Genomic DNA, 21,531 nt, shown 5'->3' with positions numbered 1-21,531 from the left:
AACAAACCATGCTTGCAATCGATCTGATACTGGATTTTTCGTCGACAGGCGATGTGGCCGGCGGCCCGACCGGGACGCTGCGCCGCCTGATCGAGCGCTGGTCGCCGGAAGTCTTTCTTCCGATGGAGTGCCACGCGTTCGTCTCCGGACAAGCGTACGACTGGTTGCCGGCCGGGCCGGCGATCGACCGAGCGCCGTGGCCGGGCGAGACCGCGACCACGTCGCCGGTCACGCAACTCGACGGGCGTGCGGCCATGAAGGCGAGCGTCGTGGACGATCTTCCCGCCGGCGACGACTATCTGGTCCAGCTCATAGGCGGCTTGCGCTACGTCGCGCCGGAGTTGTCTCCAGCGCCGGCGTGGTACGGGCGGGTCGCCGCCGATGGAACGGCACGCCCGACGCCGACGCTGCTCACCCTCGCGTACATCGATTTCCATTGGTCCAGCAACTGGCGCGAGATCCGCCTCTGCTTGCCGATGCTCGGCTATCCGCTCAGCGGCCAGCTCCCGCGCTTCGACAGCGAAGGCCGGCCATTCGGACAGCAGCCGGCGCAGCTCGTGGAGCGCAACCGGCGCAGCGTGATCGAAGCATTCGCGCACTGCGCGAGCGCCATCGGTTTGCAGCCGGGCGAAGCGTCGTGGTCGGTGGAAACCGAGGAAGGCACGCCGGCGCCCGTGCACGACGCGATCGCCGCGTTACTGCAAGAAGCAACCACCGGGAGGAAATAGATGGCCTCCAGCTACCAGAACTACGCGAACATCCCGTCGGCCATCATCTCGGACGGCATCCTGCCGATTCCGATCTGGGCCGTCACGACGATGAAGCTCACGGAGACCTACCACCTGCCGCCGATCGGTTCCACCGGCGCGCGGGCGATCGTGGGCGTGCACGACGACACCATCGACCTGACTGGCGTGCTGGTCGGCATGGAGCGTTTCGCGTGGAAGCTCGCGCTCGAAACGCTGGCCGAGTCGAGCAAGCGCGGCACGGCGCTCGGCTCGTTCACCGGCGGCAAGGTGTCGGGCCTGATCCTGATCACCGCGATGACGATCCGCACCGACATGCAGATCCAGTCGCTGTCCTTCACGGCGAGCACGACGAAGCGCGAAGCGCTCGACGTGTCGATCCAGCTGGCCTACATGCCGCTGCCCGGCGCGCTCGGCAAGCTGCTCGATCTCGCGAGCGTCGGCGTGGGCGCGCTGATGGACGCAGGAGGGAACTGACGATGCCCGCGCCGCCCATCCCCGTCGACCGCTACCTGACGCCCGCCGACCCGCCAGCCGCCCCCGACGGCTTCGCGACGCTCGCGCAGAAGATCATGACCGGCATTCCGCAGCCCATCACGCTCGACGCCGACTTCACCGCCGTGCTCGCGGTGCCCACCGGCCTCGCCGGCGAGTGGCAGCAGGCGGACCCGGCCGCGGTGGTGTCGGTTAGCACCGTGCAGACGGATCCATGCGATCCGTCGGCCAATCCTGCTGTGAGTGCGCCGGTCTGCAACGTCGAGCGCGCGACGGCGCGGCTGCTGATCCAGCGCGGCGGCACGAATGTCGCGTCGATCCCGCTCACGGCCGGCGCGACGTTCAGCGTACCCGCCGACGGCGGCGACGCAGCGGGCCGTCTCGAAGTATCGGTGCTGTCATGGGATCTGCGCGCGGGCTCGATGATCGGCCCCGGCGACTACGGCTCGACACTCACGCTCGCATGGCGCCGCAACGATACGGGCATGCAGACCTTCGGGCCGGTGCCGCTCAATCCCTTCCTGCGCCTGCGTCTGCCGCCGCACATCGCGATGCGCTCGGTGGTCAGCCTGAACCTCGCGCAGGCGCTCTACGACCGGCTGCGCATCACGATCCCGAGGGTCTTGCGATGAGCCTCCCGACGCTGACTTCGAACCAGGTGATGATCGGCAACGCGGCCGGCTGGGCGCTGACCTTCCACAAGGAGGATAGCGACGGCGCGATCCAGCCTGCGCTATGGACCGTGTGCTCCGCCGACTACGAGGCGCGGCTGAGCGCAACGCTGCCCGCCGGGCTCGAAGCCGGCGCCTGCTCGATCACCGTCGAAGGCATGACCGACGCAGACTACGCCAAGATCGCCCAGACCGGCGCGGCGTCGCAGCCGACGGTCGCGCAGCTCTATCTGTACTGGATCGACGCGAACGCGAGCCCGCTCGGCTATCTCGCCAACCTCGGCGGCCTGACCGACACGCTCGGGCGCTTCGATCCCGAGTCGATGAAGTCGTCGCTGGTCTCGGTGCTGCGGATCGTCAAGGTGTCGCGTGCGGTGGGCGTGCGCCGCTACGAGGCAACCATAGAGTGCAAGGAGCGGGTCTATCAAAACCTGTCGACCGTACAGATTGCGGAGCCGGTGAAAGCGAACAAGCTCAGCGAAGCGGTCACGACGATCGGCAAGCAAACGCACGTCGACATCCAGCTGCAGGGCTTCGGCAAAGACGGCTCGATGCCGACGGCCAGCGGCAACCCAGGCGGCAATGCAAGCGGCAATTCGGCGACGAGTCCCGGCGACGAACAGATCTCGATCGATTCGGGCGGCACCTATGCCAAAGCGCTCAAGGACCTCGCGACACGGATGGAACAAGCGAGCGGCAAGTATGGGCGCGGCTTGATGGTGATCCGCGACGGAAAATTATATTTCGGCATCCGTAGCTTCCCGCTCGCCCCGAACGATAAATCGAAGCCGCTGACGCTCGGCAACGGGCTGCTCAACACCGAGCCGCTCGCTGCCGTTCAGGCCAATCCGGACGCCTCATCCGACTCGACAAAACCCGCCGCCGCCGCGGACGCAACCCCACCCGCGCCCACCCTTACCCCAACGCGCCGCCAGTTCAGGCTCACGCTCAAGGGCCGACCCGACATCAAACCGGGCGACATGGCGACCTTCGACAGCCCCCCCGAGGAGTTGGTGACCCAGCCGGGCTTTCTGAATTCGCTGCTCGGCGGCGCATTCGCCGGCTCGCTTCTTCCCGGGATGAGTACGGACCCGGACTCCATCACCAATCCGATCAATCTTTACGTGACCTCGGTGATGCACCAGCTCGGACGGGCGTCGGGGTTCGTGACGACCGTCACGGGCGTCGAGATCAAGGACACGTCGCAGCCGTGGGATACGGCCTCCGGCGCGGGTACGCATGCGCCCGGCCGCGCGACCGGCACCACGGGCGACCGCGCGGATGGCGCCGCGTCGGCGGCCTCCGCGATTCGCCAGGTGGTGCGCGAAGGCGCCGAAACGCCGCGCAGCGTCGACATTGGCGAGGTGCGTGGCTTTCATCCTTCCGGCGGCGGCACGACCGAGCCGCCGGGCCAGACCGAGCGCGTTTTTCGCGGCCTCGTGGGGCCGGACGGGCGCGCCAATCAGGCCCGGCGCCTCGACATCCAGCGCGACACCCCCGCGCCGCTCGAAGGCGTGAGCTACGCGTCGCCGTTCGCGTGGGGCAAATGCGGGCTGGTGCTGCCGCGCTACCCCGGCATGCGCGTGGTGCTCGCCCATCGCAACGGCCGCGCCGAAGATCCCGTGGAAATCGGCGCATTGTGGACATCGGGGCACGGGCCAGCATCTCAGCCGGGCGACTACTGGCTAACCCTGCCCGCCGGCGTCGACCCGGGAAGCCGCAGCCAGGTGGACGACACGAAGACGCCCGCCGAGTACGCCGGCAAGGTCACGAACGACCTGATCGACGCAGACGGCAACCGCATCATCGAGGTCGGCGAGCTCACGGTGCGAGTGGGCAGCGACCATCTCGGGAACGCCGGCAAGCGGCCCGATCGGCCAGAGCAAAAAAACCAGGGGGCGGTGACGATCGAGCACACCAGCGGGCAATCGTCGATCGTCATGGCGCAAGACGGCAGCGTGACCATCACCGCGAAGAACATCACCATCGACGCCGGGGACGGGACCATCACGATGAAAGCGAACAGCGTCGATGTCCAGGTGAAGTCCAACATGAACGTTCATTGAGGAGCACCGCCATGCCAGGCGTGCTGACAACTTCGAGCAACGTGACCTGTGGCCACGCGGGCAACGTATCGACATCGAGCTCCACGAAGCTGCAGGTGAATGGCGCGGCCGTTTTGCTTCAAAGCGGCATTGCAGGCCAGTCGATCGCGGGATGCTCGACGCCGCCCGCTTCCGATGCGTCCGGCCCGACCGCGAAACCGTGCACGACGGTCGCCTCGGTGACGGGCGGCCCAGCGGCCAAGCTTCAGGCCGGTGGCCAGCCGGTGATGCTCGACACGCTGGCCGGCACCACCGATGGCATGGTGGCCAAGACCACCCCGCAGCAGTTGCTCGCCGGCATCGCCGGGCAAACGAAGCTCACCGCCAGTTAGGGCAAACGACAGGCAAGCACACGGACGTACGTCAGGGCACCCCTCAGGGAGGACCGATGACCGACCAACAGAAAGACCCATTGCGGCGCAGGGTGCTGGGCTGGGGCGTCGCGTGCGCCCCAGCCGAAGCCAACGCCGATATCGGACGCGATATCCGCTTCGTGACGACGAACGGCCTGCTCGATCTCGCGTGCGTCGAGCTGATCGACAACCTCGGCCAGTCGCTGTCCATCGCGCTGACCACCGCGCTCGGCAGCGACCTGTTCAACATCGGCTATGGCTTCGACGGCATCAACGCGATCGCCGAAGAGACCAACCCGGTCCTGATGCGCGAGCGCATTCGCATCGCGGTCATCAAGGTGCTGCGCGCCGATCCGCGCATCCGGCGCATCGTCGACGTCAAGCTCGAAGACGGCCGTCTCGATCCCGTCACGTCCGGCAGCCGCATTCTCGACGTGCGCGTGGCGTTCGAAACGCTTTCGGGTGACACGTACTCCATCAACATCGATCAAATCGCGCTCGGCGCGGGCCAGGTGACGACGAATGGCTGACCAGAACCCCACCAGTATCGACACCGCCGACGTGCTGGCGGTGGACGCGTCCGTGATCCGGACGACCAGCGCGGCCCCGTTCGGCGTCACGCCGCAAGGGTTCTACGCGAAGCCGTTCGCGCGGCTGCTCGCCGAGAAGCTCGCGCTTGGCCGCGCGCTGTTCGGCACCGACCTCGACCTCACCTCGGGCTCGGTCGTGCGCAAGCTCTTCGAGGTCGCGGCGCTGGAGGACGCCCGCACCTGGACGGCGCTTGGCGCGATCTACGACAACATGTTCGTGGTGTCGGCAGAGGGCCAGGCATTGAGCAGCCTCGGCGCGGAGCTCGGCCTGCCGAGGCCCTGCCTCGAGGCGACCGGCAAGATCACGCTGAAGCTCACGGGCACGCTGCCGGCCGGCGTCGCGCAGATCACGATCCCGCGCGGCGCGCGGCTGCTTACGCCGGGCGGGCATCACGTCGCGACCGACGAATCGGCGACGATCACCGCCGCGAGCCCCCAGGCCGATATCGCCGTCGTCGCGTTCTACCCGGGGCCTTCGCACAATCTCGATCCGGCTCTCACGGCGGCGGATGGCAGCCATCCGCAGCGAATCGACCGCTGGAATCCATACGACACCAAGCTCGCCGATCTGCGGGCGGCGGAAGAAGCCGCGAACAAGGCACTCATCAGCATCACGCACAGCGAGAAGCTGACCGGCGGCGAGCTGCAATGGCCCGACGCGCGCTACCGCTCGATGCTGCTGCGCGCGCCGCGCTCGATCTGGACCGTCGACGCGATCCAGATCGCCGTATCGCTCGTGCCGGGCGTGCGCCAGGCGCTGATCCGCGACGCATGGGGCGGACTCGACATCAACCAGTCGATCTTCGGCAACTTCAACTTTGTCGAGCGCGTATTCGGCAGCGAACGTGATCTCGGGAATCCTTACTATTTCACCGTGCTCGTGTCGCCCACGGATTCGGCGATCTGGGACGGGCCCGACGGCCTCGAAGCCTCGGTGCTCACGGCCATCGAGGATCTGCGTCCGATCGGCATCTTCCCGCAGGTTCAGCAGGCCGAGCAGATCGGCATCTGCGTGAACGCGGACCTGGTCGTGCGCGGGATTCCGATGCCGTTCGGCTCGAAGGCTTCCGTCAACGCATCGGCTCCGGCCCAGGCGCTGAAAGCGCGGCTCAACGAACGGCTGCGCCGCTACATCGACAGCCTGTCGTTCGGCGAGCCGGTGCGGGTCTCGGAAGTGATCTGGGCCTTGATGAGCGAGCCCGGCATCACCGATGTGCAGAACGTCATGCTGCTCCGCTATCCGCCTGCGATGGAAAACATCGACTTCACTCAGGCATCGACGAACGGCCCCGCCGGGCCCGGCTGCGGCCTGAACATCGATCTGGCGATCAACCAGGTGGCCGATTTCGTGGACACCGCAACGGTGCTGACGATCATATGAGACACGCAACCGCCGTGATGGGCCGCGCGCGAACGCTGCGCCGCAAGGAGGCGCCATGGCTGACATTCTGAAGCCCGACCGCTGGGCGGCGTCGTCGCAAGGCAACCTGTTCGCGAATCTCACCGCGCCGTTCGCGGGCGGCGCGCAGGTGCGGGACATCGCGTGCGACGCCACCGGCCACGCGGCGATTCCCGATGTGACCCGCGACCCGCTGCTCGTCGTGGCGCCGGCCGCCGCGCTCGGCGCAACCGGTCTGCAGGTCAGCGCCGTGCTGCTCGCGGACAATGCGCCGGCGAGCTTCGGCACGGCCGTGTTCGCCCCGTGGACCGAAGCGGGCGCGTTCGTGCCGCTCCATCTGCCGACAGTCGATCCGGATGTCCGGACAGCCGCGCCGTTCACGCTCGTGCTCACGCTAGCCGCCGTCGCGGCCGATGGCACGACGAGCGCCATCGCCGCCAATCAGATCGCCAACCAGATCCAGCTTCAATTGATCGAAGGGATCTTCGGCCGGCTCCTCTACGCGCTCTCGGCGGAGAAGCACACGATCCGGCGTCAGGCGCGCGAGTTGGCCGCAATGCGGCAACTGGCCGGCGCGGCGGCCGACGCGCTCGACCGGGTGGGCGCGGAAGTGGCCGTGCCGCGCCTCGCCGACCGGCTCGCCGCCGATGCGGGCCACATCGTTCTCCAGCCGTGGACCGACGCGGGCGGCGCACCGGCTCCGGAACCCGACGACCACTACCGGCGCCGGCTCGCCCTGTTCCGGCCGTTCCTGCGCGCGACCCGCGCGCGGCTCGACGATGCCCTGAACGGCCCCGGCTTGGCCGGCGCGCCCAATGCGGGGCTCCTCGCCGGCCTGGGCGTGCAGGCGCGCTTCCAGATCGACGAACGGGTCAATCCGTTCGCGGTCGCGGTTCATCTGATCAGCACGGGCAGCGACGCCGTCCGCACGAACTTCCTCGCTTACGTTCGCGCGGTCCATCTGATCTGGCCGCAGGACGAAGCAACGGCGAATGGCGTTCATCTGGCGCGGGCGCTGTCGACGGAACGCCGCGCCAGTGTCGAGACCTTGCGCGCAAGCCTGCGCCAGAGCTTCGATTTTCCGGCTCAGGCTGCGCTGGCGCCGCTGCTCGCGTCCGCGCTGGATCGCGTCGGACGCTGCCGGCGCGCGCTCGGCCAGGCTGCGCACTGGAGCATCACGCGCGCGCAGGATGGCGCTGCGAACAGCCGCTATCAGCTTGGGCTGGGCGCCGACCTCAAACCGCCCGCCGCAGCGGACCTCGACGCGCTCGCGGCGGCCGTCGCCCACCCGCCGGCCATCTCCGACGCTGAACTCGCAGCGCTCGTGAGCACGATGACGCCGGTATCGTCCGCGAGCGATCCGGCCGGTGCGTGGTTCCTGAGTGCGTGCGGCCTGCAGACCGTCTATGCCGTCGACGCCGCAACCGTCTACGTTTCGCACCTGCCCGCGTTCGGGCTCGTGATCGCCGGACCGGCCAACGCCGCCGTGAACGCAGCGGCCACGCTGCAAGCGGCTTACCAGGCGCCCGGCGACCCTACGGCGAATGTCGTGATCCACGATGGCCTGGCCGCCACGCTCGCGCAATGGACGGCGTCCGGCGGCGCCGCGTGGACCGCGCTATCGGCCATTGACGCCACCACCGCGTGGAACGCCGCCGCGCCCCACGCGGCCGCCGACCCGCCGCTCACCGTGTTCCGGGCCGCCGGCCTCGCCGATCTCACGGCGCCCGCGCCCATCGTCGCGCAGCTCGAGGCGCTTCCGCCGGAACTGGTCACCACGATCGCCCTGCCGGCCGCGCTGGCCTCGGCGGTACTCGCCGGCACGCCATCTGCAGCCGACGACCTGAAGCGGCTGGTCGGACTGTTCGCGGCGAACGGGCTCGCCTCGGCGCTACCGCTCACCACCACCGACCACCGCGTGATCCTGACAATCGGCGCAATCGGCCTGCCCGGCGCAGGCGTGAATCTCTCCGATCGCCGCTCGGTCGGCTTTCGCTGGTACACCGTCGCGCTCTCGGGCACCGGCGGCCAGGTCAAGCCGATCGGCAGCCGCACCGTCTTCACCTCCGCGACTGCCGGACTCACGGCGGTCGTGGTGCTCGGCTACGCGCGCCGGCCCGGCCTGAACGATCCCTACGAATTCCGGGCCAGCGTGCCGAGCGGCACCCTGCTCACGATCCCGCAGTACGAGTACCTGATGAACACGCTCGGTGAAATCCTGCCGATCGGCGTACTGGTCAATACCTTCGCGCTGCGCCAGAGCAGCGTCGACCTGAACGGCGACGGCCACGCCGATCCGCTCCCGCCCAGCGCCGCGCGCACGTTCCGCCCATTCCGGCAAGACCGCCATCGCGGTCTCGTCGTTCCGCCACTGCCGCCCGCCGACACCGGCGCATAGGAGACCAAAATGGCTGTCGATACACTGCAACTCGATGGAATGGCGATCTCCGATGTGATGAAGTCCATTCGCGACACGGGCGTCGGCGATTCGGAAGCATCGATCATCCTCGGCAACTGGCTAATCCAGCAGGGCGCGCGGCAGCAGCGCGTCTTCAACTATCAGACCGATTTCCCGGCTGTCGAGAACGACTGCGTCGAAACCTTCACGCCGACCTTCCACCACACGGACTGGGTGGACGGCGAGAGCGTGGTGCAGGCCCAGCAAACGGCGGGAGAAGAAGGATTCAATTCGCGCCTGCACAAGATCGAGCAGGATTTTGCCGCCGTGCGCACGGACCTCGGCCAGGTGTTCGCGTGTCTCGCGAACATGCGCGCCGAGATCCGCAGCCTGCTCGACGAGATTCGGACCCAGATCAATCTGATCAATGCGGACCTGTTCAACCTCGCGCAGGGACGCGTGAGCTACGAGCCGGCGCCTTTCATCCCGCCCTTCGACGCCACGAACGCTCACTTCGTTGGGTCAACGAAGTATTTCGACAAGGACGTTGCCGTCTGGCAGACCAGCCAGGGCACGATCATGCTGCCGAACGTAACGCCGACGCCGTCGAACCCGGCCAGCGATCCGCGCGTGTCGGGCCCGGCGAGTCTCGCGAAGTTCATGGCGTCGAATCCGCAATTCCTCCAGCAGTTCGGCGGCAAGACGGTCAGCAAGGCCGACCTGGTGAAGAACTACGGGACGCAGACGCTCGACAACGGCATGAGCGTCGCGGATGCCGTGAGCATTCTTCCGGATACGGCTTCGTATGCGACCCCGGACGCGCTAGCCTCCGACCTCGTTGAGCGCCAGGCTGGAGCGATTCGCTCGACGGGCGGGAGCGCCGTCGTCAACGCGGCACTCGGCGTCCAGGGGGCGACCGGTGCAGCGTCCAGCGCGCCGATCACCAACCTGCCCGGCTTGTCGTCGAGCGCCGCCGCCGCGTTGAACAAAGGCGGCATCACCACGATCGGGCAACTCGCGGCCGCCAATGCCACCGACGTCACCAAGGCTCTGTCGACCGGAGGCGTGGCGATGAATTCGGGCGATGTGGCCGCGACGTCGGCACTGGCGAAGACGTTGACGCGGGTTTAGTGGGGTGTGGCGCTCCGGACTCACCAAGACCAGCCCTGCTGGCCATACTTCGAGTCGTAGCGCCGGCCCCACCACGGCAGATAGGCGTTGTTTTCGCCGCGCGCGCGGAACCAGTCCGCGTCTGGATCGATTGGCACGACCTGGGGCGGCGGTGTCACGACGACCGCAACGGGATGGTCCGCGTCCGTGGTGCCGGCCACGAGCACGGTCTCGCCCAGATGGTTCGCCCGGCCGATTGCCAGCACCACATCGGTGAGCGCCGTGCCGGCGCCCATTTCGCCGAGCAGCTCCGGCGTGTTGAAGGTCTGCTTCTGGAAGTCGAAGTCGGGCATCGTCTCGGTCAGGGTGCGGCCGAGCGAGCCGATGCGCGAGGAGGAGGCTTCGCTGCCCCTGCCCGCATCGTGGATCGTGTAGTGGATATCGGGCACCGATACGTTCGCATTGTGCGCGGCGGCGGCGATCGTGGCCTTCCATGCTTCGACCGCGCGCGTCGTGCCGGGCTTTCGTTCGAAGTCCTGTGCGTTGCCCGTGGCCGCGCGGCCGATCCAGGCGAGCGGGGCGCGTTCGGTCTTCATCTGCGGGCCGGCGAGGAACAGCAGCACCATGTTTTCGTTGAGCTGGCCGTCCTTTGGCGGAAAGCTCGGGGCGTCCCAGTTCATCACCCAGACGCTTTTGTCTGGGTTCGCCTGGAGGTAGTCCAGCGCGTTGTTCAGCGAGGTGAAGCCCGCGTTCGCACCGCCGGGGGTGACGTGCACGTCGGGAGGCGTGTCGCGGCTCCAGAGGCTGGGGAAGCTCCTGCTTCCGATGTTGAATCGCCTGACGATGCTTTTGTGCAAAAAAGTTTGCGCGTCGATGGGATCAAGGCGGGTGGGAATCGCGAATTCAACATGAATCCCCGCTAACTCCCGCCAGTCCTTTTTGTTGTCGGGCTTGACCGTGTAGAAGTATTTCGCGTTCGTCACGTAGCGGGTGTCGAACTTGACGAGCAACTCGTCCATATATTTTTCATAAAAGCCGTCGAAAGTTTCCTTGCCGTGATTGCCGTAGGCAAGTGCGCCGATCGACTGGAGTGTCGAGAATTTTTGCGACTTGGTCCGCACCATGTCATCGTTCTTGTTCGGCTTGACGAGCCCCATGGCCCACAACACCTGCCACTCGGTCGGGTAGTCGCGCCGCTGCAGCGGATTAAGCCATTCGAGCCCGACAACCTGCGCCATGAAGGGTTTGGCGGGATCCGTCTGAGGTGTGCCGGTGTGGGGCGAGGCGGCCAGGGCGGGCGTTGGCATCATGGCGGCCGTCGTGAATGCAAAGGTTGCGATGGCCAGCAGGACGGGTATGGCAACGAGTCGTTTCATCAACGCTCCTGTAGTTAATTCAGCGGCCGGCGGGTAGCCAAGAGCGTCGCGAAGACCAGCACGGCGGGTACAGTAACGAGTCGTTTCAGAATGATGCTTTTCATGGCCTGCGTTCCCGGTTCACCAAGACCAGCCCTGCTGGCCATACTTCGAGTCGTAGCGCCGGCCCCACCACGGCAGATAGGCGTTGTTTTCGCCGCGCGCGCGGAACCAGTCCGAGTCTGGATCGATTGGCACGACCTGGGGCGGCGGTGTCACGACGACCGCAACGGGATGGTCCGCGTCCGTGGTGCCGGCCACGAGCACGGTCTCGCCCAGATGATTCGCCCGGCCGATTGCCAGCACCACATCGGTGAGCGCCGTGCCGGCGCCCATTTCGCCGAGCAGCTCCGGCGTGTTGAAGGTCTGCTTCTGGAAGTCGAAGTCGGGCATCGTCTCGGTCAGGGTGCGGCCGAGCGAGCCGATGCGCGAGGAGGAGGCTTCGCTGCCCCTGCCCGCATCGTGGATCGTGTAGTGGATATCGGGCACCGATACGTTCGCATTGTGCGCGGCGGCGGCGATCGTGGCCTTCCATGCTTCGACCGCGCGCGTCGTGCCGGGCTTTCGTTCGAAGTCCTGTGCGTTGCCCGTGGCCGCGCGGCCGATCCAGGCGAGCGGGGCGCGTTCGGTCTTCATCTGCGGGCCGGCGAGGAACAGCAGCACCATGTTTTCGTTGAGCTGGCCGTCCTTTGGCGGAAAGCTCGGGGCGTCCCAGTTCATCACCCAGACGCTTTTGTCTGGGTTCGCCTGGAGGTAGTCCAGCGCGTTGTTCAGCGAGGTGAAGCCCGCGTTCGCACCGCCGGGGGTGACGTGCACGTCGGGAGGCGTGTCGCGGCTCCAGAGGCTTTTAGCTGACGGGTTCCCGATCTCGTAATTGTCAATGATTTCGTTACGCAAATAAGTTTGTGCCTCGGTTGGATCAAGGCGGGTGGGAATCGCGAATTCAACATGAATCCCTGCTAACTCCCGCCAGTCCTTTTTGCTGTCTGGCTTGACCGTGTAGAAATATTTCGCGTTCATCACGTAGCGTGTGCCGAACAAGCCAAGCAATTTGTCCACATACTTGTGATAGAAACCCTTGAAAGTTTCCTTGCCGTGATTGCCGTATGCGACCCCGGCCACCGACTGCAACGTGGTGAATGACTTCGGGTCTGTCCGCACCATGTCATCGTTCTTGTTCGGCTTGACGAGCCCCATGGTCCACAACACCTGCCACTCGGTCGGGTAGTCGCGCCGCTGCAGCGGATTGAGCCATTCGAGCCCGACAACCTGCACCATGAAGGGTTTGGCGGGATCCATCTGAGGTGTGCCGGTGTGGGATGAGGCGGCCCGGGCGGGCGTTGGCATCATGGCGGCCGTCGTGAATGCAAAGGTTGCAATGGCCAGCAGGACGGGTATGGCAACGAGTCGTTTCATCAACGCTCCTGTAGTTAATTCAGCGGCCGGCGGGTAGCCAACCTCCACGGTCAAATAAAGCATGAAGAGTGCGCCCAGCACCATTGCCAGCACGGCGAGCGCCAGTCTGCGCGGCCACGTCGAAATGAGCGCGCTCATGCCACAACTCCCAGATTCAAATAGAACTGGCCTTCGCGTTCGTCGACGATCTTCTCGGGCTTTTGAGCTTCACTGCCTGACGTGGCAATCCATTCGCTCAGGAATTGCCCCTCCATCTTTCCCCGCGTGAAGTATCTCGAATACCTCTTATTCGGATTCTCATCACTCATCCCTTCCCCCAGCCGCCAGTCCGCCTCGATCCGCAAGGCAGCCATCTGCTCCGGCGACAGGTAGCACAACCCAATCGCCACGTCATAAGCAAGCGCCTTTCGCGCATGCATCGGGTTCGTCATGATGGTCGAGTGGTTGGTCGGGTTGTTCGTCCGGCTGCCATCCAGGATCTCCGTAACCTGCTCGTTGCGCCACTGCGCGTACCCCTCGGGCAGGGCGCTCCTGCCGTCCTCGCCGATCACGTTGCCTTCGCCGTCGATCCACTGCGAATTGCCGTCCCTGCGCACGCGCATGCGCAGGATCGCGTGGTCCTCGTAGCGCTGTGACGCCTCGCTGCCGACGTCGCCGGCCGCTTCCTGGTCGGCTTGTTTGAGCTTGTAGCTGTCGTAGGGGTCGTCGGCGTTCCTGTCCTGCTTGTCCGCATTCCGGGCCGCGGCCAGCGGGTCGTTGCCCTCGTTGAAGTTGCTCGTGAATTCGCCATCGGTGACGTGAACTTCCTTGCCGTACCGCAGGGCCTGTGGCGCAAACGGCTCATCGAGCGGCGGCGCATCGGCCGTGACCGTCCAGCCCTTCGGCGGCTCGGCGTTGACCGGACACAGGCCGAAGGCTGACGTCGCCATCGTCACGAGATAAAGCATGGGCGCGGTAGCGGTCGTGGCGAGCTTCGCCACGTAGTTCTCGTTGGCGCTCCATGCATGCTTGATGCCGTATCTGGCCGGCGGCGAAGGCGGAAACCAGAACCCCGACGTCTTGCCCTCCCTGTAGCGCCAGTCGTTTTCCCAGTAGTGATAGTCAGCCTGTCTGCCGACCTCGAAGCCGCTTGCGAAGACGCGCTGGGTCAGCACCCCATGGGCGCCGACGTCGGCCAGTTCGTCGTTTGGCATCCCGTTGCGCGCGCGCGGCCCGCCTTGGGCGGGATCTTCAACGACGCGGCCCAGCCCGCGCCAGCCGATGCCCTGAACCGTGGCGGCGGAAATCACCTGGTCGTGCGGGCAGCAATACAGCGTCACCCGGCCATAGGTGTAGCCGTTCAGGCCGTGAGCCGTACGGTCTTCGCCGGCGGTGTAGGGCTTGCCGCCAGTCTCCGAGGTACGCGTGTTGGCCATGTCATCATCGACCTTGGCGGCCGGCATTTCGAATGCCGTGCGCGCGCGCATGATGTCGAAGAAGCTGCGCAGGGTCTGGGTGCGCGCCGCGTAGGTCTGCCGGCCGCCCCGGTTCCGGGCGTCGCGCATTTCGCGCTGGGACCAGTTCTCCAGGAAGGTGTCGGTGTTCGCCAGGCTGTAAGGTGGATTCGCGAGCACGTAGGCATCGGCGACGCAGCGTCCCGTGTTGCCCCACGGGTCCTGAACCTCCGGGAACGCGTCGCCGAAGAACGCAGCCGTGAGGCCCACCATGTTGCCCTGACTGTGGCAGACGATCGTGATCGGGACATTGGCCTGCATCCGGCGGATCGACTGCACCAGCCTGGCAAGACGTAACGCGGCCAGCACGCCATAGCCGCGCGGCGGCGTGCGATACAGGGGACGTTGCGTCGGATTCAGGGCCTGCACGGAGAGGAATCCGAAAATGCGGTCGTCGATGCCTTCGTGCCACAGGTCAGGCAAGCTGGTGCAGCCATTGGCGAATGGGCCGCCGCCCCAGTAGTCCTGCTCGTTCAGGAAGATTTTGTCGCCGTACTCCTTCAGTTCTTCCTTGTTGGCCTTGTAGCCCCAGCGGAAGTGGATGACCGGCGAGAACGACGGATCAGGCTTGATGTAGGTTCCGGCCCACAGCTTCGGATTGAGAAAGCCATCCGGCGTCAGGCTTTCGGTGTACGAGACGGGGGAAAGCTGCCCACCGACGACACCCCTGTGCGCCATCTGGTCGTCCAGCCTCGCGAGCCGGCGGTTGAGGCCCTGGCACAGCCCTTCCTCGGCGGCTTCGAACCATTCGCCCTCGGAGTTCACGCCGTGCACGAAAATGACGACGCCGGGCAAGGGCTGCTGCTTCACGCAGATCAGTTCGCTCGTAACATCGAAGACCATCGGACCTTGGCCCGAGCCCACGATTATGCGCGGTGGCAAATTCGGCGCCGGGGCCGTACCGGAATGGGAGGCGCCAGCGCCCGGCGATGGAGTGCCGGGTGTGTCTGGATTCAGGAATGAGTCAGTCATATTCAAACGATTTTCTTAATGATATGCAATGCAAAATAAAATAATTTTACTCAGCCAATGCAGTGGCAAGGAAATCGATGAATCCGGGGGATGCATCAAGACGACGCAAAACTTGAGACCGGATTTTCCAGATTTGAATACCGAAAAATATTGCGGCTTTTTTATGAAAAATTAAATCCGGAAAATGCTACAGCATGAGTTATTAATTGTTATTGATCTGGCGCACAGATCCACTTGCATCGGGTGACGCAAATTCAATGTGCGCTCATGCCATAAGTGCGGCGATCGTCGCAAGGCAAAGGGAAGGATGTATGGAAAGTCGATGCGCGGCCACAATCGTAACAATGGGAGCTCAAGCTTCACCGCGACTCGAAATCGGTTGCTCTAAGGTGGCACGCCCTATCGCCGCCATCCAGCATCGAACACAGCGCTAGTCTTGCTTTCCCGTGCGACGCGTCCACGCGGTCACATAGTCAGGCACGACAGCCCCAGGCCGCATGCCGTCAGGCTCTGGCGCGAGCGGCGTGAGCGCCAACGGCAGTACACCCGCCCAGACGGCGCGGCCGAGATCCGCTTCATCATCCTTCGGCCCACCCGTGCGGATCTTCGCGGCCGCTTCGTCGAGCGGCAGACGCAGCACTGTCGTGGCGGCCAATTCGTTGCGGTCACTGGCACGCACCTCGCGTGCGCGGCCCCGCGCAATATGGTCGAGAAAGGCATCGAGCGCGGCGGCCTTGCGATCGGCCTCGACCACTTCGAACGCGCCGTAAATCATCGCCGAACGGTAATTCATCGAGTGATGAAACGCCGAGCGCGCGAGCACGAGGCCATCGAGGTGCGTGATCGTCACGCAGACCTGCGCGCCGTCGGCCGCGAGCCGCAGCATGCGGCTGCCATTGGAGCCGTGGATGTAGAGATGATCGCCCTCGCGCCAGCATGCCGTGGGAATGCAGTGCACGCCGTGCTCGTCGGCAAACGCAACATGGCATACGTAGGCCGCGTCGACAATTGCATAAAGCGTGTCGCGATCGTAGTTCGCGCGCTCGGCAATGCGGCGCACCCGCGTACGCGGCGACGGTGCCTTGCCATTGGCAGAAACGGTATCGGTTTCGGACATCCTCGGCATCTCCTCGATCATGTTCAGATGCCGATTACGTTAGCGACACGGTGGCTCCAAGGGTAGACCCAGCACTGCGTATTCGCCTGGCGCCACGATACGAACCCGCCCCAAGTCGCATCTGCGGTGCAAGAGTCACTTTCTCGCGATCGCCTTGCGCGCGGGACGCAGCGGCTTCGCCGGGGTATCCGCGGAGCGCCCCGTGCGCCGCTTTACGCGCTGGGCCGGCGCGGCACCCGTTGCCGCGCCCGTGCCACTGCCCTCACCCACCTTCTTGCGCAACGCATCGAGTTCGCGCTTCTGCGCCGCATGCTCCGCGCGCAGCGTCTCCAGGCGCCCTTCCTGCATGCCTGCCTGATGGCGCAAATCACCAAGCTGTCCCTGCAGGGATTGAATCTGCGCCCGCGCACTTTCTTCGGCCCGCGCAGTGCGCTTGCTCGACGCCTCGATGTCACGCTGCAGGCGCGCATTGGCCGCGCGCTCGCGCTCGATTTCGAGCAGCGCGCGCTTTTCTGCGGCCTGCAAGCGGGTCTCGGCCAACTCCGCTCCAGCACGAAGCTTGTCAAGCTCGACCGCGAAATCGGCGCGCGCCTGCGCGAGCGCACCATCGCGCTCGCGGCCGTCCTGCTGCAGCCGCTCTACTTCGCGCTCCAGCGCATTGCGAGTGGCGGCGGCAGCGGCCTGCGCCTGCTCCAGCTCCTGAATGCGCACCTGTGCCGCGAGCAATGCACTCGTGCGTTGCTCGAGTGCCGTCTCGGTGCGTGCGAGATCGCCCTCCATGGCGGTAACGGATGCCTGGGCCGCCAGGCGCGCCTGCTCGACCTCGACTCGCAGCGCCTCCAGCGCATCTTGCGCGGCTGCCGTGGCACGCGTCCAGAGCGCGGCCACGAGTTCGCCCGCCGCGCCCTGCAAATCTTCGGGCAAGTCCGCATGCTCGATGCGCACGCGGCTTTTCTCACGCAATTCCGCCCAGAATTCAGAAAGCACCGCCGTGGGCGTGCCCATGCTGCCCCGCCGCACCAGCTGATAAAGCCGGTTGGCGGTAGGTGTGACGCCGAAGCGAAAGAACAGCAGCGCGCACACTTCACGATACAGCTCGCGGGTTTTGGGAAATTCGCTCTTGAGCCGCTCGATTTCGGCGGCGAGACGGACTTCATCGAGAGTGGCGTCGGACATGGCGAGCAGGGGCAGGATCGATTCGATTATCAATAATACAACGTAAAACGTTGAATTCCTACTCCTTGCCGGCGAGCGACATCAAGTCTTTGGAAGATCAGGGTCTGCGTGTATCAATGTCGCCAGCTTTTGCCGCTCCAGCGCGACGTCATCCACGCCGGATGCTGGCCAATCCAGCGCCACGCCGTTGGCGAGCGAGTCGCGGACCAGCGTCTGGTACTGCCAGTTGCTGATCCGGCCATGGTCCATTGCGTCGGAGATTTCACGCCGGAGCGCAACCGGAAAGCTCGTATATGCACGCGACAACGCCGCGTACTGCCTTGCATCGACTTCCTTCGAGGATGGCACCGCAGTCCAGATAACGACTGCCACAATTGCTGTGAACGGGATTGCGGTGTAGCGAAGAATGAATTTAACGGGTGTCATGAGGCGCCAGGTGATCTCATTGCGAGCGATGATTGTATTCGCCCCGAGATCGGCACCAATTACGCCTGGCTGAGTTTGGGAATCAGCCTTTGCGATCCAGCCGCGCACTGAGCGCGTCGATTTCCGAATCCGCGAAGACTTCGATGCCGTGCTGGCGCAACAGCGCAGCCGTCACCCCGGCCCCGGCGCGGCGCTGGCCCGAGAAACTCCCGTCGTAGATGACGCTGCTGCCGCACGATGGACTGCCGTCGATCAGCAATGCGAAGCGGCAATCGTGTTCGCGCGCGAGTTGCAGCGCCGCCCGCGCACCGGCCAGAAAAAGCGCGGTGACATCGACGCCCGCGATATCGACCACGCGGGCCGCGCCCGCAAGAACCGTTTCGCCCGACTCCGCGCGGGCAATTTCGGCGGCCCGACGAGGCACGCCGAATCCCCCGCTCAACTCGGGACAGACAGACACGATGCGTCCCTCGCGCCGCCAGGCATCGAGCGCCGGATGGACAAGCGCTTTAGCCGCGCCGTCATAACGAACCGGACTGCCGAGCAGGCACGCGCTTATCAGGATTTTTGAATCATCGCGGGTCATCGCGGACGAAGCCGTCACCTCAGTCGAAGTTCTCGCGCAGCCACTTCTTGTTCATCTTGCCCACGCTGGTCTTCTCCAGCGCGTCGACGAACTTGACGACTTCCGGCACCGCATACTTCGAGATCTGTCCGGTTTCGCTGAAGCGCAGGACATGCTGCTTGATTTCGTCTTCGCTCACCGGCTCGCCGTACCCGGGACGCAGCACGACCACGGCCGCCGGGCGCTCGCCCCACTTCTCGTTCTTGATGCCGATGACAGCCACTTCGGCCACGGCGGGATGCTGCGAGATCAGGCTCTCGATCTCCAGCGACGAAACCCACTCGCCACCCGACTTGATGACGTCCTTGATGCGGTCCGTGATCTGCAGATAGCCGTCCGTGCCGATGCGCGCCACATCCTGCGTATGCAGATAGCCACCCTCCCACAACTGCGCGGAGGCTTCGGGATTGTGCAGATAACCCTGCGTGAGCCAGGGCGCGCGCACGACCACTTCGCCGCTCGCCACGCCGTCGTGCGGGAGATCCTGCATTTCGTCGTCGACGATGCGCAGGTCCACGAGCGGCACTGGCAGACCGGTGCGGCAGCGCAGACTGACTTCCTCATCGATGTCGCGCGGCTCGGCGCTCGGCTTCAACTGCGCGAGCGTGAGTAACGGACACGTCTCGGACATGCCGTAACCCGTGAAGACGTCGATGCCGCGCTCCAGTGCGGTACGCGCGAGACCATGCGGCAGCGCCCCGCCACCGATCACGACCGTCCATTTGCTGAAGTCGGCGGTCTTGGCCTGCGGGCAGCTCAGTAGCATGTGCAAAATCGTGCCCACGCAATGCGAGAAGGTGACGCCTTCTTCGCGCATCAGCTCGACGATCCGGTCCGGCACATAACGGCCCGGGTACACCTGCTTCACGCCCATCACGGTCGCGATGTACGGCATGCCCCATGCGTGCACATGGAACATCGGCGTGAGCGGCATGTACACATCGCCGCGATGGAAGCGCTGGCCCGACGCAGGGCTCGCCAGCGCCGCCATCCCCGTGATGGTGTGCAGCACCAGTTGCCGATGCGAAAAATACACGCCTTTGGGCAGGCCCGTGGTGCCCGTGGTGTAGAACGTCGTGGCGCGCGTGTTCTCGTCGAAATCGGGGAAGTCGAAGTGCGTGCCGCTGGTCGCGAGCAGATGCTCGTATTCATCGGCGAATTCAATCCCGGACGAGGCCGCCGCATTGCCTTCGTCGTCGATCAGCACGATCGCGCGCACGTGTTCGAGCTTGTCGCGAATCGACGCCAGCACCGGCAGAAAATCCGCGTTGACGAGCAGCACCTGGGCGCCCGCATGGTTGATCGTGTAGGTGATCTCAGCCGGCGAGAGACGGATGTTTACCGTTTGCAGCACGGCGCCCATCATCGGCACTGCAAAATAACACTCCAGATAGCGATGGCTGTCCCAGTCCATCACCCCGACCGTGGTGCCATGCTCCACGCCAAGCCGTTGCAGGCCGTTCGCGAGTCGCGCGATGCGCTCCCGGAGCTGGGTGTAGGTCATGCGGACCTTGCCCCGGTAGACGATCTCCTGATTCGGCGCGTGTGCCATCGGCGTGCGCAGCAGATGCTTGATCAAGAGAGGGTAGGCATAAGCCGATGACATTGCTTCGCTAGCCGGGTCGTACATGGCAGTCCCTAACAGTCGGTGTATCAATTACAAGTGACAACTACAAAGGCGCGCCGCGTTCGATTCACGAGGCGCGCCGGCACTATCGATGCGTTTTCGAGCCTTGAGCAGGCTTTCTTCGAGTCCTTATCGAACCCGTATCAATCCGCATCGAACCCGCATCGAACCTCAAGCGAGGTTCTCGAAGATCGCCGCAATGCCCTGGCCGCCGCCGATGCACATCGTCACCAGCGCATAGCGGCCGCCGATGCGCTGCAACTCGTGCAGCGCCTTCACGGTGATGAGCGCACCGGTCGCGCCGATCGGATGGCCAAGCGAGATACCCGAGCCGTTCGGGTTGACCTTGGCGGGATCGAGACCGAGTTCCTGCGTAACCGCGCACGCCTGGGCCGCGAAGGCTTCGTTGGATTCGATCACGTCGAGGTCTTCGACGCGCAGGCCCGCGCGCTGCAGCGCGAGGCGCGAGGCCGGCACAGGGCCGATGCCCATGTGCAGCGGATCGACGCCGGCGTGCCCGTAGGCCACGAGTAGCGCCATCGGCTTGACGCCGCGCTGCTCGGCCGCTTCGCGCGACATCAGCAGCACGGCTGCGGCCGCGTCGTTGATGCCCGAGGCGTTGCCGGCCGTCACGGTGCCGTTCTCCTTCGCGAAGACAGGCTTGAGCTTCGAGAAGTCTTCGATCGTTGCGTCGGTGCGCAGATGTTCGTCCGTGTCGAAAACGACTTCACGCCCCCTCACCTTCTGCGTGACGGGCACGATCTGGCTTTTGAACCGCCCCTGTGCAATCGCGCGCGCCGCGCGATGGTGTGATTCGAGCGCCAGCGCATCCTGACGCTCGCGCGAAATGTCGAACTTGCGCGCGACGTTTTCGGCGGTCACGCCCATGTGCACCGTATTGAACGGGTCATGGAGCGCGCCGAGCATCATGTCGATGAAACGCGCATCACCCATGCGTGCGCCAAAGCGCATGTCGGGTGCGATATACGGCGCGCGGCTCATGTTCTCCGCGCCCGCGCCGATCGCGACATCGGCGTCGCCCAGCAGAATGGTCTGCGCAGCCGAAACGATCGCCTGCAAGCCCGATCCGCAGAGGCGGTTGACGTTGAAGGCCGGCGTCGAATCGGGAATGCCCGCGTTGATGGCCGCGACGCGCGAAAGATAAAGATCCTTCGGCTCGGTGGTAATCACATTGCCGAACACCACATGGCCCACGTCTTCGGGCTTGACCTCGCTGCGCGCGAGCAGCTCGCGCAGCACGATCGCGCCGAGCTCGGTGGGCGCGAAATCCTTCAGGCTGCCACCGAATTTGCCGATTGCGGTTCGCACACCGCCTACTACCACGACTTCTTTGCTCATTTCCGCTCCTTGCTCATTGTCTCGCTCGCGATTGCGCC

At 65.3% G+C, this 21,531-nt stretch carries 18 protein-coding genes; 9 read left to right on the top strand and 9 right to left on the bottom strand.

The annotated features are described in order from the left end of the window. Positions 1-8 precede the first annotated feature (8 nt). Genes P5W98_RS32720 through P5W98_RS32680 form a run of 9 tightly spaced genes read left to right on the top strand, consistent with a single transcriptional unit; the run spans position 9 to position 9,888 of the window. Positions 9-728, top strand: coding sequence for a hypothetical protein (locus P5W98_RS32720; protein WP_421028562.1), 720 nt, complete (start codon positions 9-11; stop codon positions 726-728). Continuing rightward, positions 729-1,223 (top strand): hypothetical protein, encoded by a 495-nt coding sequence (locus P5W98_RS32715; RefSeq protein ID WP_421028561.1) that lies wholly within the window; start codon positions 729-731, stop codon positions 1,221-1,223. A 2-nt stretch (positions 1,224-1,225) separates the two neighbouring features. Then, positions 1,226-1,873 (top strand): hypothetical protein, encoded by a 648-nt coding sequence (locus P5W98_RS32710; RefSeq protein ID WP_421028560.1) that lies wholly within the window; start codon positions 1,226-1,228, stop codon positions 1,871-1,873. Next, a complete protein-coding gene (locus P5W98_RS32705) occupies positions 1,870-3,978 on the top strand; it encodes a hypothetical protein (protein WP_421028559.1) in 2,109 nt (702 codons plus the stop codon). Before P5W98_RS32710 ends, P5W98_RS32705 begins: the two co-directional genes overlap by 4 nt. An 11-nt stretch (positions 3,979-3,989) precedes the next feature. After that, positions 3,990-4,349 (top strand): hypothetical protein, encoded by a 360-nt coding sequence (locus P5W98_RS32700; protein WP_421028558.1) that lies wholly within the window; start codon positions 3,990-3,992, stop codon positions 4,347-4,349. 56 nt (positions 4,350-4,405) lie between these two features. Continuing rightward, positions 4,406-4,900: a hypothetical protein gene (locus P5W98_RS32695; protein WP_421028557.1), complete on the top strand. Its 495-nt coding sequence runs from the start codon at positions 4,406-4,408 to the stop codon at positions 4,898-4,900. Next, positions 4,893-6,341, top strand: coding sequence for a hypothetical protein (locus tag P5W98_RS32690; RefSeq protein WP_421028556.1), 1,449 nt, complete (start codon positions 4,893-4,895; stop codon positions 6,339-6,341). Before P5W98_RS32695 ends, P5W98_RS32690 begins: the two co-directional genes overlap by 8 nt. 55 nt (positions 6,342-6,396) lie before the next feature. Beyond that, entirely contained in the window at positions 6,397-8,757 is a 2,361-nt protein-coding gene (locus P5W98_RS32685; protein ID WP_421028555.1) for a hypothetical protein, read from the top strand. 9 nt (positions 8,758-8,766) lie between these two features. Beyond that, positions 8,767-9,888, top strand: a complete 1,122-nt coding sequence (locus P5W98_RS32680) for a hypothetical protein (protein ID WP_421028554.1) — start codon at positions 8,767-8,769, stop codon at positions 9,886-9,888. A gap of 20 nt (positions 9,889-9,908) precedes the next feature. Here P5W98_RS32680 and P5W98_RS32675 read toward each other — a convergent pair whose 3' ends face one another. The 9 genes from P5W98_RS32675 to bktB all read right to left on the bottom strand — a co-directional run bounded on the left by P5W98_RS32675 (position 9,909) and on the right by bktB (position 21,493). Next, positions 9,909-11,246 (bottom strand): virulence factor, encoded by a 1,338-nt coding sequence (locus P5W98_RS32675; protein ID WP_421028553.1) that lies wholly within the window; start codon positions 11,244-11,246, stop codon positions 9,909-9,911. Positions 11,247-11,363: 117 nt separating this feature from the next. After that, a complete protein-coding gene (locus tag P5W98_RS32670) occupies positions 11,364-12,836 on the bottom strand; it encodes a virulence factor (protein ID WP_421028552.1) in 1,473 nt (490 codons plus the stop codon). Continuing rightward, complete coding sequence (locus P5W98_RS32665; protein WP_434718545.1) at positions 12,833-15,034, bottom strand: T6SS effector phospholipase Tle3 domain-containing protein; 2,202 nt, start codon at positions 15,032-15,034, stop codon at positions 12,833-12,835. The genes P5W98_RS32670 and P5W98_RS32665 overlap by 4 nt, the downstream gene beginning before the upstream one ends. A gap of 559 nt (positions 15,035-15,593) precedes the next feature. Beyond that, on the bottom strand, positions 15,594-16,280 hold the full coding sequence (locus P5W98_RS32660; protein ID WP_421028550.1) for a pyridoxamine 5'-phosphate oxidase family protein: 687 nt from the start codon (positions 16,278-16,280) through the stop codon (positions 15,594-15,596). A 135-nt stretch (positions 16,281-16,415) separates the two neighbouring features. Continuing rightward, positions 16,416-17,456, bottom strand: coding sequence for a DNA-binding protein (locus P5W98_RS32655; RefSeq protein WP_421028549.1), 1,041 nt, complete (start codon positions 17,454-17,456; stop codon positions 16,416-16,418). A gap of 81 nt (positions 17,457-17,537) precedes the next feature. Further along, positions 17,538-17,882: a hypothetical protein gene (locus P5W98_RS32650; protein WP_421028790.1), complete on the bottom strand. Its 345-nt coding sequence runs from the start codon at positions 17,880-17,882 to the stop codon at positions 17,538-17,540. Positions 17,883-17,964: 82 nt separating this feature from the next. Continuing rightward, a complete protein-coding gene (locus P5W98_RS32645) occupies positions 17,965-18,468 on the bottom strand; it encodes a DUF523 domain-containing protein (protein ID WP_421028548.1) in 504 nt (167 codons plus the stop codon). 19 nt (positions 18,469-18,487) lie between these two features. Continuing rightward, complete coding sequence (locus P5W98_RS32640) at positions 18,488-20,137, bottom strand: fatty acid--CoA ligase (RefSeq protein ID WP_421028547.1); 1,650 nt, start codon at positions 20,135-20,137, stop codon at positions 18,488-18,490. Between the two features lie 168 nt (positions 20,138-20,305). Beyond that, positions 20,306-21,493, bottom strand: a complete 1,188-nt coding sequence (gene bktB, locus P5W98_RS32635) for a beta-ketothiolase BktB (RefSeq protein WP_421028546.1) — start codon at positions 21,491-21,493, stop codon at positions 20,306-20,308. Positions 21,494-21,531 lie beyond the last annotated feature (38 nt).

Source organism: Paraburkholderia sp. A1BS-2L, from assembly GCF_051125205.1.
Taxonomy (GTDB): Bacteria; Pseudomonadota; Gammaproteobacteria; order Burkholderiales; family Burkholderiaceae; genus Paraburkholderia.
Note: the sequence above shows the minus strand (reverse complement) of the source record. Positions and strands in the feature narration are given on the sequence as shown.

Bases quoted from the DNA above. Each gene is read 5' to 3' on its own strand.
- P5W98_RS32720 (WP_421028562.1), top strand. From the start codon at position 9: ATGCTTGCAATCGATCTGATACTGGATTTTTCGTCGACAGGCGATGTG.
- P5W98_RS32715 (WP_421028561.1), top strand. From the start codon at position 729: ATGGCCTCCAGCTACCAGAACTACGCGAACATCCCGTCGGCCATCATC.
- P5W98_RS32710 (WP_421028560.1), top strand. From the start codon at position 1,226: ATGCCCGCGCCGCCCATCCCCGTCGACCGCTACCTGACGCCCGCCGAC.
- P5W98_RS32705 (WP_421028559.1), top strand. From the start codon at position 1,870: ATGAGCCTCCCGACGCTGACTTCGAACCAGGTGATGATCGGCAACGCG.
- P5W98_RS32700 (WP_421028558.1), top strand. From the start codon at position 3,990: ATGCCAGGCGTGCTGACAACTTCGAGCAACGTGACCTGTGGCCACGCG.
- P5W98_RS32695 (WP_421028557.1), top strand. From the start codon at position 4,406: ATGACCGACCAACAGAAAGACCCATTGCGGCGCAGGGTGCTGGGCTGG.
- P5W98_RS32690 (WP_421028556.1), top strand. From the start codon at position 4,893: ATGGCTGACCAGAACCCCACCAGTATCGACACCGCCGACGTGCTGGCG.
- P5W98_RS32685 (WP_421028555.1), top strand. From the start codon at position 6,397: ATGGCTGACATTCTGAAGCCCGACCGCTGGGCGGCGTCGTCGCAAGGC.
- P5W98_RS32680 (WP_421028554.1), top strand. From the start codon at position 8,767: ATGGCTGTCGATACACTGCAACTCGATGGAATGGCGATCTCCGATGTG.
- P5W98_RS32670 (WP_421028552.1), bottom strand. From the start codon at position 12,836: ATGAGCGCGCTCATTTCGACGTGGCCGCGCAGACTGGCGCTCGCCGTG.
- P5W98_RS32665 (WP_434718545.1), bottom strand. From the start codon at position 15,034: ATGGTCTTCGATGTTACGAGCGAACTGATCTGCGTGAAGCAGCAGCCC.
- P5W98_RS32660 (WP_421028550.1), bottom strand. From the start codon at position 16,280: ATGTCCGAAACCGATACCGTTTCTGCCAATGGCAAGGCACCGTCGCCG.
- P5W98_RS32655 (WP_421028549.1), bottom strand. From the start codon at position 17,456: ATGTCCGACGCCACTCTCGATGAAGTCCGTCTCGCCGCCGAAATCGAG.
- P5W98_RS32650 (WP_421028790.1), bottom strand. From the start codon at position 17,882: ATGACACCCGTTAAATTCATTCTTCGCTACACCGCAATCCCGTTCACA.
- P5W98_RS32645 (WP_421028548.1), bottom strand. From the start codon at position 18,468: ATGACCCGCGATGATTCAAAAATCCTGATAAGCGCGTGCCTGCTCGGC.
- P5W98_RS32640 (WP_421028547.1), bottom strand. From the start codon at position 20,137: ATGTACGACCCGGCTAGCGAAGCAATGTCATCGGCTTATGCCTACCCT.
- bktB (WP_421028546.1), bottom strand. From the start codon at position 21,493: ATGAGCAAAGAAGTCGTGGTAGTAGGCGGTGTGCGAACCGCAATCGGC.